Consider the following 13,461-nt stretch of genomic DNA (forward strand, 5'->3'; position numbering starts at 1 on the left):
AGGTTCCCTCCCGTTTGTGTGCGACAAGACAGACCCCCCAGATCCGGGTTCTACGCAGCCACTAACCTAAAAAGTACGAGTCCGAAATCTGTGGGTAATGGATAGCCCCTTGATAAGGAGAGGGCTGGGGTGGGGGAAAGATCTCCGCAGCAACTCAAAAAAATTACGATCGCGCCGCAGGTTAAAAATCGAGCTAACTTGCCAATAACCCCAAAACTAGCATAATTATCTTGAGAGAAATGGTATGAATCAGACAGTTATCACTAAACAACAAGTTTTTATCTGTGGTTCTGCATTGCGCGGACAACCAGATCACTCGAATCTAGGTAACGCCAAATTTATCCGCGCCGTCAACACCCAGCCTCTCTATCGATTACATGCAGCCGAAAATGGTTGGCACCCAGCGATTTATCAAGTCGATGTCGGTGGAATTTCAATTCCTGGCGAAATTTACGAAATGACAGCAGAGGAGTTTAAATACTTAGCAACTAACGAACCACCCCACATGTACCCCACAGAGGTAAAACTAGCAGACGGAGAAGTTGCCACGGCATTTTTCTATCCACAAGAATTGGTAGATCGTTACAATTGGCCAGATATCTCCGATCTTGGCGGTTGGGCTGCTTATAAACAGGCACAACTGGAAACAGTTTCGTAAACTGAAACCAGTTAAGAAACATGGGGTGGAGATCTGTCGATCGAGTTATTTACGATCGCCACCCTAGCTGTTATAATTAAAAGTATCGTAGGGCACAGAAAAAGATTCGGACATACATTTCAGAGAGTAAAAAGTGTGTGGTGACAGGTTTGGAAGTGCCTCCTGCAATTAACCAATTGAGGAGGTTCGCAATGAAGTATTTAGACAGTAACAAAACTAATGTCGATCGCGATCGATGGGAAACTTACAAGCAACTAGAGCTAGTTTCCGATGCGATCGATAATCCAGCTCGCGATCGCGGTGGCTTTAAATTTGGAATCGATCGCGTTTGGCGAACTCTGCTGGGATTGTTAATGGATGAATTAGTCACAGAGCAACAGGTTGAATATCTCGATCGCTGTTGGCATGTAGATGCAAAAGATCGATCGCCATCGAAGACGCTACAACGATTTTTGACACTAATAAACTAGGGCATTGCTGGATCGAGGTAAGATTAGCCCTCACCCCGTCAGATCCTTCGGCTCTGACTCCCCTCTCCCAAGCTTGGGAGAGGGGCTGGGGGTGAGGGCTAAATCTACTCAAATACCTTCTGAATTATTGGCTTTAGCGGATGTTCGATCGAGCCATCCCGAACGAGATTTTTGTAAGTATTCACCTCGATCGCGAGTAATTCGGCCTGATGTCGTTCGAGACTCAAGGCTTGCAAACACGAATGCGACTCTCGCAGGTGCTCGATATCGGCTTCAAGTTGCTGAAGCTGTTGCTGGACGAATATTTGGTGCGATCGATGTAGCTGTAGATCGATCGTTGGTGGTGTATCTCGATTCAGATGGGCGCATACCTGTTGGAGTGCATCGCGACGGGCAAGTAGTTCGAGGTATTGTTGTTGCAAAGAGCGATCTTCGAGGAGGTTGAGTTTTGCCAAGAGTGGCTTGGTAGTTAAACCTTGGACTAGGAGCGTAAACCAGACGACACCAAAGGAATTGGCAATAATTTCATCGCGTCCGCAGATCGATAACGGTAAACCGATCGCCAATGAGATCGAGACAGAGCCGCGCAATCCCGTCCACCAGAGGATTGTTTGGTTTTGCCAAGAAATATTCGTGCGTGCCAACCAATTGGTGAGGGCGGTAAAACCATAAATAGTCAGGGCGCGGGTACCGACGATCGCGACAACTGCTACTGCGGTAGTTTCGATATGCTGAAGCAGCTTGGGGAGATGAATTTGGTCGCCCAGTAATAAAAAGAGAATCGAGTTGACTAAAAAGGTGACAAATTCCCAAAAATCTACCAGACTCGATCGCTTGTGGGGTAACACTCCTGGCTGAGTGCTAAAGTTGCCGATGACTAATCCCGTGGCAACCACGCCAAACACGCCCGAACCGCCCAACTCTTCTACCAGCAGGTAACTACCATAAGCCGCCACCAGCGTCAGCGATTGCTCGACCCAATCTAACTCATAACGTTGTGTCAGGACTGCAAAACACAACCCGATCGTTCCACCTACACCCAACCCAATCCCCGTCACGACAAAGAACCGGACGATCGTCGTCGCCAGATCGAACGACTGCGGACTGACTGCCAGCTCGACCAATACGCCAAAAGCCACTACCGCCGCACCATCATTTAACAACGCTTCGCCCTCTAGCAGCGTCGTCAACCGCTTGCTAGCTCCAACTTCGCGAAATATCCCCAACACTGCTGCCGAGTCTGTAGCAGACAAACAGCCCCCAACCAGTAGCGATGTCATCCACGGGATACCCACAAATTGATGTAACGCCCAACCCACACCCGCGATCGAAATAACAACACCGCCCACTGCATACAGGCTACTGGGCAAAAATTCCTGTTTCAATTCCGACCACCGCAGATTCCACGCCGCCTCAAATAGTAATGGTGGCAGAAATACCATCAAAATCAGCCCTGGCGACAGGTGTAGCAATCGCACATCTACTAGTGCCAAGCCCAAACCTACCACTAACAACAGCAGGGTGTATGGCACTTGGCGCAGGGGTGCAAAAATTTTGGGTAAGCTAGCCGCAGTTACCGCAACTAATAAGACGATGAGGAATTGCTTGAGATCTTCTTCGATCGCAACATCCGTAGCACTCGTTAAAAAGCTCATTAGATTTTGGATTGATGAAGCTAGTGGTGGTTACCGGAGCGGTTCTAGTCGCACCAAGAACGGATCGACGCCGCTGCTTGTGCCGGAGCCGCAGACGCGCGATGGACTCCAGACAAGCGGCACATTCGCCTGGAACGTGTTCTCACTGACAGTCGCGATGCCGAGTGGGGTGCGTCGGCCATCCTTGCCCAGCATCACGGCTCTAAGTGAGTAGGTGCCCAGCGGCAGATCCTTCAGGCCATCCTCGCTCGCAGGGTACCCCAGCACTGCCTCCCTTACCAGCACCTGCGATCGGGTGCCATCGAAGAGCGGCCCTGACGGGGTGAGGGTGAATTCGATGGCGCGGGCGCGTTCGCGCACGGTGTCGTCTAGCCACATCACGATCGAAGCCCCGAAGTGTTCGTTCGAGAAGCCGACTCTCCCAGTGAGCTGCCACCGGAAGTTACGCACGGCACCCTGGCTGACGGCGAAGGAGTTGTAGTCGGTCGGTCTGGGCATAGCGAGTTGCTGGCAGACAGTACCGCCAGCATAGGGGCGTTCGATGAATGCCTGGATGCGATAGGTGGTCTTGAGCAGGTCGCCGATGCGGTAGCGTCCGTTCGCCCCCGTCGTGGCTTCAGCCCGTCCGTAGAGGAAGTCGGCATTGAGGCGGACGCGAATATCCGCCAGGGGTCGGCCCTGCGTGTCGAGGGCGATGCCGGATACAGTCAATGGTGCCGACGATCGCGGTGCGGCGATCGTCGGAGTGCTAATACCGAGAACCAGGGCGCAGGCGGGGACGAGGTAGCGGAGAATGGGTCGGAGAGTTGATTGAAGAGAATACATGCGCTGAATGCTCCAAACAAACAACTTTGTGAAGAAAAAGCCTAATTAATTATATGCCGATCGTAAAATTCGCGCTCCTTCTTTAACAGACCTCAAAAAGTAAAAAGATATCGTGTAAGGTGGGCACTGCCCACCAGCTACGGTTTCGATCGTTGCTAATCCTAATACCGTGTGCAGATCGAGTATAGAGTTCATATTTAACTAAACGATCGAAGATTTACGAGCGTGTTCGATATACGCCGCAGTAGCTAGTAATGACACGATCGTCAGTGGAAATGTCAAACTCCACCAAGATTCTGATAACAACACAAAAAAGGCTGCGGCTAGTCCGCCTAGTGCAAAGCCCACAATTACCGGAACGAATCGACCCATTCGTTCCCAGGCTTCAGCCGCTTCTTGCTGACTGGCTTCACTTGCTGGAGCTAATTTCGCACTTACGAGTTGCACTAAATCGATCGTCAGTTGGGTAGTATTTCCCGTCATTACGGTTGTCGGAATATAGCTTTTAAAAACTCCTTTGGCTTCCTTCATCAGCGCGTTTTGAATTGCCATCGCGACTACTCCAGAAATCCCGATCGGTAGGATATATTCTTCCTGAACATCTAACAGTAATGCAGGGGAAAGTTGGGTACCAATTACCAAGAAAATACCTAACGCGATCGCTTCAGCAGTTAGTAATACGGCAAATACCGACCACTTTTTATGCCGTGCGTATCGGGCTAGCAACGAAGTGAGGGCAACCGTGATAATAAAGGTGGGTAACATCAGCAACCGTGTCATCGTGGTTTCGGCATCTTCGCTGACAAAAGACGAACCTGCTAGGGCGATATTACCCGTGACATGGGCGGTGAAAATGCCAAATAGGATGATAAATGCCGATGTATCTACAAATCCGGCTACCCAACTGAGCAAGAATCCCGCAGGTACATCCGCGACTAGAAAGGCACTCAAATTCGGAATGGCGTTGTTCCGTGGGGCGACTGTCATCGATCGTGCTCCCGATTTACTAATTTATTCAGTAGTCTAGGCGATCGATCTCCATCGGTTTCGTCTCTAGAGATACATAAATAGAAGGTATTTTCGTATACAGTATACAATTAACGAATGCGGCAAAATAGACCATACATAGCTTGTCGTAATATTTCTAGAGATCCTTTGGGTAGCCGAAGGAGCGAAATAATTAACGTTCGGGATGGGATAAGAGGATCGGAATATGACACGAAGAGACGAAGTTAGTACTTTTAGCGAGCATGAGTTACCTGAAGCTCAAAGTTTTCCGAGCATGGGGACGCAAGGCTCGGAACTCATCTATGGATTGCACGACAAACCACCCGTAGTCGAGTCGATTTTTGTGGCGGTGCAGCATTTTTTAGCCGCATTCGTCGGTATTGTCACACCGCCGCTAATTATCTGTACCAGCTTGGGAATCGATGCCGCCAATACCAGTTTTCTGATTAGCATGTCGCTATTTGCCTCTGGCATCTGTACCTTTATTCAATGTAAGACTTTTGGGCCGTTAGGATCGGGTTTACTCAGCTTGCAGGGTACTAGTTTTGCCTTTCTCGGTGCGATCTTGGGCGTAGGTAACACCGCAATTCAGTCTGGGAGAACGCCCATTCAGGCACTATCATTAATTTTTGGCGTTTGCTTTTTTGGTGCATTTGCCAATGTGATGCTGAGTCGCTTCCTGCATTTATTGAGCAAAGTCGTCACCCCAATCGTGTCGGGAAGTTTGGTAATGCTGATTGGGCTGAGTTTGCTCAAAACGGGTATTACCAGTATGGCAGGCGGCACGGCGGCATTAAAGGACGGTACATTTGCCAACGCCCAAAACCTAGCTTTGGGTTTTGGCGTATTTGCGATCGTGATTATCTTGACGCTGGCTAAAAATCAATATATCCGGATGGGGGCGATCGCGATCGGGCTAGTAATCGGCTATATCATCTCTGCATTCATGGGCATGGTTGATTTTAGTAATATTAGCAAACTGCCGCTGGTGAGTCTGCCGATACCTTTCCGCTACGGTATGAGTTTTGAAATCGGCGCGCTGATTCCGTTTCTAATTCTCTACCCACTCACTGCCATTGAATCTGTGGGCGATCTTACTGCTACTTCAATGGTTTCCAAAGAACCGATCTCCGGTTCCGTGTACATCCGCAGAATCAAAGCTGGAGTGCTAGCCGACGGCTTTAACTCGTCTTTGGCGGCATTACTCAATACCTTCCCAATCACCACCTTCAGCCAAAATACAGGCGTGATTCAGATGACGGGTGTGGGCAGTCGCTATGTCGGCTTCTTTGTTTCTGGCATTTTAGTATTACTCGGACTGTTGCCGATCGTCAGTGGTGCCTTCCAGTCGATTCCCCAGCCAGTTTTAGGCGGAGCAACTACAGTCATGTTTGGCTCGATTGCTGTGGCTGGAGTCAAAATTATTGCATCTGAAGAGTTAGATCGTCGATCGACAATTATTATTGCAGTTTCCCTCGCACTGGGATTGGGCGTTGTGTTCGTACCAGAGTTATTTAATAATCAGCCTGCTCTCATCAAAAATATGTTTGCATCGGCAACTTCGACAGGCGGTTTAACTGCTATTTTGCTCAGTTGGTTGTTACCCCAACCGTCAACATCTACCGATCCGGTAGTCTCGACAGAAAGAGAGATTGCCTAACAATATTGGCGATCGCTGCCATTTTAATTTAGTTATTACCGATTATTTCATCTTACCAAGTGGAGATTTATCATCTAATGCTCGAACGAATCATTCGCCAATTAAGTGTAGCAATTGCCATCTCGATCGCGATCGTTGGCATGTGGGCAACTGTCCAAACCGTTGACGCTCAAGCTGCTGTTGTAACTGAATCCATACCAAATAATGACATCGTATTATTAGCAGATGTTGGCATTCCCACAACTGAAGCCAAACCCTCGTTAGTCGAACAAGCCAAAACATTAACCGGAACGACAGATGAGGAGGCCAAAGCGACTGCTAAAGCCGAGAAAAAGGCGGCTAAAGCTGAAGCTAAAAAAGCTAAAAAATTAGCTAAAGCTGAGGCTAAGGCAGCTAAGAAATTAGCTAAAGCTGAAGCCAAAAAAGCTAAAGAGTTAGCTAAATCTGAAGCCAAAGCAGCTAAGGTGACAGCCAAAACGGAAGAAAGTGAATCTAAATCGTAGCAAATAATCGAATTACACTCACACTATAGCAATCCTAAATGATTTGTGAGAATTATGAGATCGAGCTATTCTCATCCTTACGCTTGCGCTGCTCCAGCGGCAGTCACTACGCGAATGAGATAATTCAATCCACGCTATTCTTACAGATCGAATAGGACTGCTATATATCTAATCTAGTAATCTTACTTCGATGAAGAGTATAAATATGAAGCGATTTATTGTTTCGATTTTAGTCAGTTTAATTATTATATTCGGCGCAACTAATTTGGTACGAGTGTCGCCATCGATCGCCGCCACCGCTACCGCACCAGCAGTCGAAAAAGGCATAGACGCGATCGAGCAATTGAAAACGACAATTTTGCCTCAGATTCAAAACATCCTGACACCAGAACAACAAAAACAACTCGAAACTGCGGTGATTAGCGATAAAGGCAGCATTCGCAAGGCATTTAAATCGTTAATGCTGACACCAGATCAAAAAACCAAACTGGCGGCGGTGTTTAAGTCATTGCCTAAAAAGGAGATTTTTACCTCAATGACTCCAGCCCAAAAACGACAGTTTTTTATGACTAAGAACGAGATATTTTTACCAACTTCTGAAGAAATAGCCACATCCAAGTCAAAGCCAGATAAATAGTCATTAGACCTCCTGCATGAATATGAAATTATGGTGTTGGTAGTGGATAGAAATATGGTTCCTATTATCTAACTCGATCGGATGTAAATGCTCGATTTGGGATTTGTACAGGAGGTCTATTACTGGGATTGTGCAGCTATGAATTCGACGAGTGAAGCTCGAATACACCAAGTTTTTTATTCTAGTCTGGTGACTGAATATATTACGCCCCAAGGTAAAGATTTTGCCTTTAAACGATGGCATCATCGCTTGGTAAATCGAGCTAAAAATCATCCTGGATTTATGCGATTCGATCTGTGTCCGCCACTCAGATGTATAGATCCGGTAGTAAAATGGTACTCGATCGTTCACTTCGATTCGCCAGAACATTTAGATAGCTGGGTGGGATCGATCGATCGTCAACAGTTAGTAGTATCGGGACGGCAAATTTTTCATGCTTACCGATTTAAGTCATTTACCACCGGATTAGAAGGGTGGTTTTCTCACCAGCAGGGTGGAGCCGAACGCCCTAGTTTAAGCTCTCCCGCTTGGAAAAAAATTTTGACAGTGGTGGTGGGATTGTACCCCACGCTGATGATTCAATCTCAGTTATTTTCGGCTCTAGGTATCTTCAATTCTTGGTCGCCAGCAAGTAGGATGCTAATTAATAACCTAATTACATCCTCAATTTTGACTCTGATAGTCATGCCATTTATATCGCAAAAGCTACATTTTTGGTTGCAGCCAACCGATCTGCTCGCATCTAGAAAAAACGATCTGACGGGTGCATTTATTGTCATAACTATATTGGGAGTAATGATGGTTTTGTTCGATCGCTTTTAGTGCGCGCTCTCTCTAGAAGAGCTGAGTCTGGTGCGACAGCTACTGTCTGACAGATAAATCTATCGATCGATAGATTTGACGGCTAGAGGAGCTTGCTTTGTAACGATCTGATGAATTCTCGAAGAATATCAGTTTTAGTTCTTTGGGTTTTTTCTGAATATGCTTCAAGAATGTCAATATCTTGTTGGAGCAATTTGATGTTCAATTGTCTGGCAGATTTTATACGCACGGATCTTTACTGGGCTAGATGTATAAATAATTCGATTGTGAAAGCTTGTCTGAATCTAACACGATCGTTTTTAGGACGAGCGGAATTTGCCTGAGAAACCCAATTCTCAATTCTCAATTCTCAATTCTCAATTAATTTAACACCAATTTACTCGATCGAAGTTCCAACTACTAAGCTAGTTATGACTCGATCCTCGATTGGCGTATTTTCTGTTATTTTACTAATTACTCCATTTATTTTGCAATATTTTATTTCGCTAATTATTCTCTCTATTCTATACTTGCGACCCTTATGTTTAAAATAATCTCCGATCTCCCAAGGATACAATACAGAAGTACTTATTTCGACAGTTACTTTGTGGGCTGAAACCATTTGGCGTGTGCTCATAATTCGATAACCGTAAAAACAACTTAATAAACTATTTTAGCTATTGAATCTTGTTATTTTCTCTAGTTAAAACTATAAATAAATCGTGCCGATAATTTTGTTGTTACTGCTACGATCGATCGGCGATTTTGCACAGATTGCATCTTGCAGTTTTGATATTTGCAAATACTAGTACTAAAAGGCATAAGTAAAGTAACCGTTGCCGATACTCTACCAACTCCCAACTCTTCCCGAAATAGTACTATAATTTACGCTGCTCACTACTCAACAGGCTGAGAATTAAAAGACAAATGTAGTCCTAATTACACCAACGAAAGCATCGCGATTGTCGCTATTATGATTGGGCGCAGTCAACCAAATAATCCCTGGCGTAATGGAAATATCTTTGGTGAGTGCGTAACGGTAAAAGCCCTCAATGTGGAGTCCTGTATCGCTGTCGCTTCTAGCATTTAGTCCGCTTAACAGAGCTGTCGTACCTGTAAGTTTCGGCTGCATTCCGATAATCAGACCGCCTAAATTTCCTTTCTGCCCCAAATCTGGAAAGGCTAGCGTTAAGGCATAAGTCCAGATATCGCCATCACCCCGCACCGCTCCTGTAACTGCGCGCGCGTTGGTATAACCAACCCAGCCACCTGCTTGCAAACCTGGAGAGAGCTTGAAATTGGCCGCCACGCCGTAAGAATTAGAAGAAATGGCTCGACCTGACAAATTAGACAACACGCTCCCAGTGCCGCTATTGAGTCCATTATCGCTATAGGCATTGACATAAGTGAGTGCGATCGTGCCAAATTTGGGCGTAAAGACAACTTGACCGAGCGCGGCGTAGTTGCCGCCAAAGAAACCCGCTCCCTGGGCGGGATTATTGGCTTGGCTGGCTAAATAACCGACTTCTAACTTCAAGTCTGGACTCAATCTGATATTTGCCGCGCCACCCGTATCGAAGCCCAAGCGGTAGATGGGATTGTAGCGTCCAAAGCGCGACAGACTCGCTTGTGAGTCACTGGCTAACGGGTTGACGATATTGTCGAGCACATCGATAAAGCCAATATTAAAGCCAGTTGCCGCCGTTAATTTCACGCTATTACTAACGGGAAAATCGTATTTGAGTAGACCCAGAAAAGCTGCATTGGTAGTATCGCTACCAGATTGAAAACTCAGCCGAGTTTCATTACTCGGAGATGTATTAGTTACCGGACGCGGCTCGATAACATTACTAGCTTGAATGCGGGTTGTGAGCAAATCTTTACCCGTGAAGCTAGTATTAAAGTTAATCCTCACTCGATCGGATAAAGTGGCATTATAGTTATCGCTTTGACCGTTACCACTGGCACCGCCAAAGGCATCGGTGAAGGCAAAAATTATCTGTCCGCTCAGTTTGCTGGTCGTCGAAAATTGCTGTTTTTCGATCGTATTTGCCTGCGCCTCGACACGATCGACTCGTTGGCGTAAGGTGGTTAACTCTGTAGCAAATTCGGCTTGCAACCTGCGGATTGTCTCCAAATCTGCCTGAGTAGCGGCATCTGTTGGGGCTGAAGCGATTGCTGCTTTAACTCGATCGAGACAAATATTTAATCCGGTGGCAAATTCAGCGCGAGTTAGCTCTCGATCGGGATATTCAGGATTACAATTATACCTCTGGGCTAAAAACTCCCAATCTTCAAACACTCGATCGGTCTGCTGGATTTTTGGAGATTTCGATCGGTTCGCCTCAGTGCTATTTGCTTGACTTAATTGCACTTCTGTTTCGATCGATCGAGCGAATGTTGGAGTCGCTGTAAATAACAAGACCGAAATTAATGACCACCAAATTTTCATTGTATTTATCCTCACATAAATAAGCAGAGTAAAACTGTAGGAACATCAGATCGACGCTCCTACCTATCGATCGAAATTGCCCAACCTAATGCAAGATTTGCGATAAAAACTTACGGGTGCGCTCGTTTGTCGAATTATTAAAAAACTTATCGGGCGTTGTATCTTCCACCAACATCCCCTCAGCCAGAAAAATGACTCGATCGGCAACTTCCCGTGCAAACCCCACTTCATGAGTCACGCACACCATTGTCATCCCCGATTCTGCCAGTCCGCGCATCACATCCAAAACTTCGCGCACCATCTCTGGATCGAGAGCGGAAGTCGGTTCGTCAAACAACATTACTTTGGGTTTCATTGCCAATGCACGCGCGATCGCGACTCGTTGCTGCTGTCCGCCCGAAAGCTGCCCTGGATACTTGTTTGCCTGATGGTCGATACCCACTCGCTTCAATAGAGTCATCCCCAAATCTTCGGCATCGGCTTTAGACATACCCCGCAGGTGAATCGGTGCTAAGGTCACGTTACCGAGAATCGTCAGATGCGGAAATAAATTGAATTGTTGAAACACCATCCCCACCTCTCGTCGCACTAATTCGATGTTTTTGGCATCGTGGGCGATGAGGATACCATCGATCTCAATACTGCCTTTTTGATAGGGTTCTAGGGCATTGAAGGTACGAATGAATGTAGATTTGCCAGAACCAGATGGCCCCATTAAGACTACAACTTCGCCTTTATTGACTGTCAAGCTCACGCCTTTAAGGACGTGGAACCCATTGTCATAGGTTTTCTCAACATTTTTGGCAACGATAATTGGCTGTATTTCTTTGGTGCTAACGGTTGAGTGAGTCATTTCCGATCGAGGGTAAGACATGGGTGTTGTTCTCCTTGAATTTCAAGTTTGGTTCGGAGTCTCTGTTTGGGGTGGTTGGGTGCGTGGTGGAGATCTACCCACCCCGCCCGTTGGGCACCCCTCCGAGGAGGGGATTTTTTAGCGTGATGAGGTGTAGCCTTCGGCTCACTAGATGCGTCGCATCTCTAGAATCAGGGTGAAGGTAAATTAACTAACATCGAAGTCCAGTAGTCCCTCTCAGCCGCAAGGCGAGAGTAGAAAATCCCCTCCTCGGAGGGGGGCCCGTAGGGCGGGGTGGGTAGATCTCCGCAGTACCCTCAAACACCTAAGCAGGTGGAGTCAAATCGGGGAGCGGCTCGTTAAACCACTTCAACGAGAGTTCGTTTAACTTGCCAGACTGCTTCATCGCCGTGATGATGGCATCGACTTTGGCGACTAGTTGAGCATCGCCCTTGCGGATACCCACATAGCAAGGAGAATTTTTCATAATGTACTTCTTCTCGATGTTTTGGGCGGGATTATCTTTGGTAATCTTGGCAGCAACCACATTACCAGTCGCAATTAAGGGCACTTGCCCAGAAACCAGTGCCGCAGCCGTAAGACTGTTATTGGCAAATCGTTTGACGGTAATTGTTTCGGATGAAAGTTTCGAGAGTTCTAAATCTTCTAGCGATCCTTGAGCGACACCAATTGTTTTCCCCTTGAGATCTTCGGCAGATTTTACAGCCGATTCTGGTAAACCATATACACCCGAAAAGAAGGGCGCGTAAGGTTGAGAAAAATCGATAATCTTGGCACGATCTTTGTTTTTACCTAAACTAGAAATCACTAAATCAGCTCGATTGGTTTGTAAGAACGGCACCCGATAGTTACCGATCGCCGGAATCAGTTCTAGATTGACTTTCAGCCCTTTAGCAATCTCATTGGCTACGTCAATATCGTAGCCGCGCAGCGTCATTTTGGGACTCATCGAACCAAAGGGTGGGAAATCATCGGGAACCGCAACGCGTACCGTTCCTGCTGCCATAATTTTGTTGAGAGTTTGGCCGGGAATTCCCTTCGGTGGCACCACTTCAGCAGTGTTGATGATGGCCATTTTAGTTGCCGAAGTGGACGAGCCAGAACAAGAAGCGATGCTTACCGAAAGTAGCAGGCTGGCGAAAAATAACACGATCGCGCGATGCCAGCGATTTGGTAAAAATTCTTTGAATACTTGCACCATGCTAAACCTCCTATGCTTTATAAGTCAGTTTCTGCTCCAATCGCTGGCTCCAAGCCGAGAGCGGATAGCACAGGGCAAAGTAAAGTAGCCCCGCCAAGGAAAATACCAACAGCGATTTTAAAGTGACATTATTAATCTGAGTAGCAACGCGAGAAATCTCGGCAAAACCGATAACCGATGCCAGCGATGTGCCCTTGATAACTTGCACCAAAAACCCGACGGTGGGCGCGATCGAGAGTTTCACTGCTTGCGGTAAAATTACCAGCCGGAGCTGCTTAAAATAGCCAAATCCCAACGCCGCCGAAGCTTCCCACTGTCCTCTAGGAATTGCCTCGATCGAGCCGCGCCAAATATCGGCTAAAAACGAACTCGTAAATGTGGTTAAAGCCACTGTCGCCGCCACCAGTGGCGATAAATTAATGCCAAATACCACCGAAATACCAAAAAAAGCCAGAAACAACTGCAGTAATAACGGCGTTCCTTGAAAGAACTCGATATAAACCAAACTCAACCATTTGACCCATCTAATCGAAGAAATCCGCATCAGCATAATTCCAAAGCCAACGATACCGCCAACAATAAACGCGATCGCCGATAAAATAATCGTCCACTTAGCCGCCACCACCAAATTAATTAAAATTTGAGATACAGTAAACTCTTCCATCGTTGAATCTCTAAGTTAATAAAAATTTAGCTATCAATTATCAATTATCAATT

General features: G+C 46.6%; 13 protein-coding genes. 6 read left to right on the top strand and 7 right to left on the bottom strand.

Annotated elements, in window-relative coordinates:
- Positions 1 to 244 precede the first annotated feature (244 nt).
- A complete protein-coding gene (locus C7B77_RS10910; protein ID WP_106304065.1) occupies positions 245 to 658 on the top strand; it encodes an allophanate hydrolase-related protein in 414 nt (137 codons plus the stop codon).
- 191 nt (positions 659 to 849) lie between these two features.
- Positions 850 to 1,128, top strand: coding sequence for a hypothetical protein (locus C7B77_RS10915; protein WP_106304068.1), 279 nt, complete (start codon positions 850 to 852; stop codon positions 1,126 to 1,128).
- A gap of 104 nt (positions 1,129 to 1,232) precedes the next feature.
- Here the strand turns inward: C7B77_RS10915 and C7B77_RS10920 are convergent, their stop codons facing one another.
- From C7B77_RS10920 to C7B77_RS10935, 3 genes are all read right to left on the bottom strand, one after another.
- Complete coding sequence (locus C7B77_RS10920) at positions 1,233 to 2,783, bottom strand: cation:proton antiporter (RefSeq protein WP_106304071.1); 1,551 nt, start codon at positions 2,781 to 2,783, stop codon at positions 1,233 to 1,235.
- A 30-nt stretch (positions 2,784 to 2,813) separates the two neighbouring features.
- A complete protein-coding gene (locus C7B77_RS29180) occupies positions 2,814 to 3,494 on the bottom strand; it encodes a carboxypeptidase-like regulatory domain-containing protein (protein WP_181243809.1) in 681 nt (226 codons plus the stop codon).
- Between the two features lie 315 nt (positions 3,495 to 3,809).
- Positions 3,810 to 4,595, bottom strand: coding sequence for a YoaK family protein (locus C7B77_RS10935; protein WP_106304080.1), 786 nt, complete (start codon positions 4,593 to 4,595; stop codon positions 3,810 to 3,812).
- A 226-nt stretch (positions 4,596 to 4,821) separates the two neighbouring features.
- Here C7B77_RS10935 and C7B77_RS10940 point away from each other — a divergent pair, with 226 nt between their 5' ends.
- The 4 genes from C7B77_RS10940 to C7B77_RS10955 all read left to right on the top strand — a co-directional run bounded on the left by C7B77_RS10940 (position 4,822) and on the right by C7B77_RS10955 (position 8,238).
- Positions 4,822 to 6,276: a uracil-xanthine permease family protein gene (locus C7B77_RS10940; protein WP_106304083.1), complete on the top strand. Its 1,455-nt coding sequence runs from the start codon at positions 4,822 to 4,824 to the stop codon at positions 6,274 to 6,276.
- Positions 6,277 to 6,353: 77 nt separating this feature from the next.
- A complete protein-coding gene (locus C7B77_RS10945) occupies positions 6,354 to 6,779 on the top strand; it encodes a hypothetical protein (protein ID WP_106304086.1) in 426 nt (141 codons plus the stop codon).
- A gap of 205 nt (positions 6,780 to 6,984) precedes the next feature.
- On the top strand, positions 6,985 to 7,416 hold the full coding sequence (locus tag C7B77_RS10950) for a hypothetical protein (RefSeq protein WP_106304089.1): 432 nt from the start codon (positions 6,985 to 6,987) through the stop codon (positions 7,414 to 7,416).
- Positions 7,417 to 7,554: 138 nt separating this feature from the next.
- Positions 7,555 to 8,238, top strand: a complete 684-nt coding sequence (locus C7B77_RS10955) for a putative antibiotic biosynthesis monooxygenase (protein WP_106304104.1) — start codon at positions 7,555 to 7,557, stop codon at positions 8,236 to 8,238.
- Between the two features lie 895 nt (positions 8,239 to 9,133).
- On the opposite strand, the gene C7B77_RS10965 is transcribed toward C7B77_RS10955, so the two are convergent.
- The 4 genes from C7B77_RS10965 to C7B77_RS10980 form a co-directional block, all read right to left on the bottom strand.
- On the bottom strand, positions 9,134 to 10,669 hold the full coding sequence (locus C7B77_RS10965; RefSeq protein ID WP_106304092.1) for an iron uptake porin: 1,536 nt from the start codon (positions 10,667 to 10,669) through the stop codon (positions 9,134 to 9,136).
- A gap of 85 nt (positions 10,670 to 10,754) precedes the next feature.
- On the bottom strand, positions 10,755 to 11,543 hold the full coding sequence (locus tag C7B77_RS10970; protein ID WP_106304095.1) for an amino acid ABC transporter ATP-binding protein: 789 nt from the start codon (positions 11,541 to 11,543) through the stop codon (positions 10,755 to 10,757).
- A 304-nt stretch (positions 11,544 to 11,847) separates the two neighbouring features.
- Complete coding sequence (locus tag C7B77_RS10975) at positions 11,848 to 12,744, bottom strand: transporter substrate-binding domain-containing protein (RefSeq protein WP_106304098.1); 897 nt, start codon at positions 12,742 to 12,744, stop codon at positions 11,848 to 11,850.
- A 10-nt stretch (positions 12,745 to 12,754) separates the two neighbouring features.
- On the bottom strand, positions 12,755 to 13,408 hold the full coding sequence (locus C7B77_RS10980) for an amino acid ABC transporter permease (protein WP_106304101.1): 654 nt from the start codon (positions 13,406 to 13,408) through the stop codon (positions 12,755 to 12,757).
- Positions 13,409 to 13,461: the final 53 nt, after the last annotated feature.

Source organism: Chamaesiphon polymorphus CCALA 037, from assembly GCF_003003845.1.
Lineage (GTDB): Bacteria > Cyanobacteriota > Cyanobacteriia > Cyanobacteriales > Chamaesiphonaceae > Chamaesiphon > Chamaesiphon polymorphus.

Bases quoted from the DNA above. Each gene is read 5' to 3' on its own strand.
- C7B77_RS10920 (WP_106304071.1), bottom strand. From the start codon at position 2,783: ATGAGCTTTTTAACGAGTGCTACGGATGTTGCGATCGAAGAAGATCTC.
- C7B77_RS10950 (WP_106304089.1), top strand. From the start codon at position 6,985: ATGAAGCGATTTATTGTTTCGATTTTAGTCAGTTTAATTATTATATTC.
- C7B77_RS10965 (WP_106304092.1), bottom strand. From the start codon at position 10,669: ATGAAAATTTGGTGGTCATTAATTTCGGTCTTGTTATTTACAGCGACT.
- C7B77_RS10980 (WP_106304101.1), bottom strand. From the start codon at position 13,408: ATGGAAGAGTTTACTGTATCTCAAATTTTAATTAATTTGGTGGTGGCG.
- C7B77_RS10940 (WP_106304083.1), top strand. From the start codon at position 4,822: ATGACACGAAGAGACGAAGTTAGTACTTTTAGCGAGCATGAGTTACCT.
- C7B77_RS10945 (WP_106304086.1), top strand. From the start codon at position 6,354: ATGCTCGAACGAATCATTCGCCAATTAAGTGTAGCAATTGCCATCTCG.
- C7B77_RS10970 (WP_106304095.1), bottom strand. From the start codon at position 11,543: ATGTCTTACCCTCGATCGGAAATGACTCACTCAACCGTTAGCACCAAA.
- C7B77_RS10975 (WP_106304098.1), bottom strand. From the start codon at position 12,744: ATGGTGCAAGTATTCAAAGAATTTTTACCAAATCGCTGGCATCGCGCG.
- C7B77_RS10935 (WP_106304080.1), bottom strand. From the start codon at position 4,595: ATGACAGTCGCCCCACGGAACAACGCCATTCCGAATTTGAGTGCCTTT.
- C7B77_RS10955 (WP_106304104.1), top strand. From the start codon at position 7,555: ATGAATTCGACGAGTGAAGCTCGAATACACCAAGTTTTTTATTCTAGT.
- C7B77_RS10910 (WP_106304065.1), top strand. From the start codon at position 245: ATGAATCAGACAGTTATCACTAAACAACAAGTTTTTATCTGTGGTTCT.
- C7B77_RS10915 (WP_106304068.1), top strand. From the start codon at position 850: ATGAAGTATTTAGACAGTAACAAAACTAATGTCGATCGCGATCGATGG.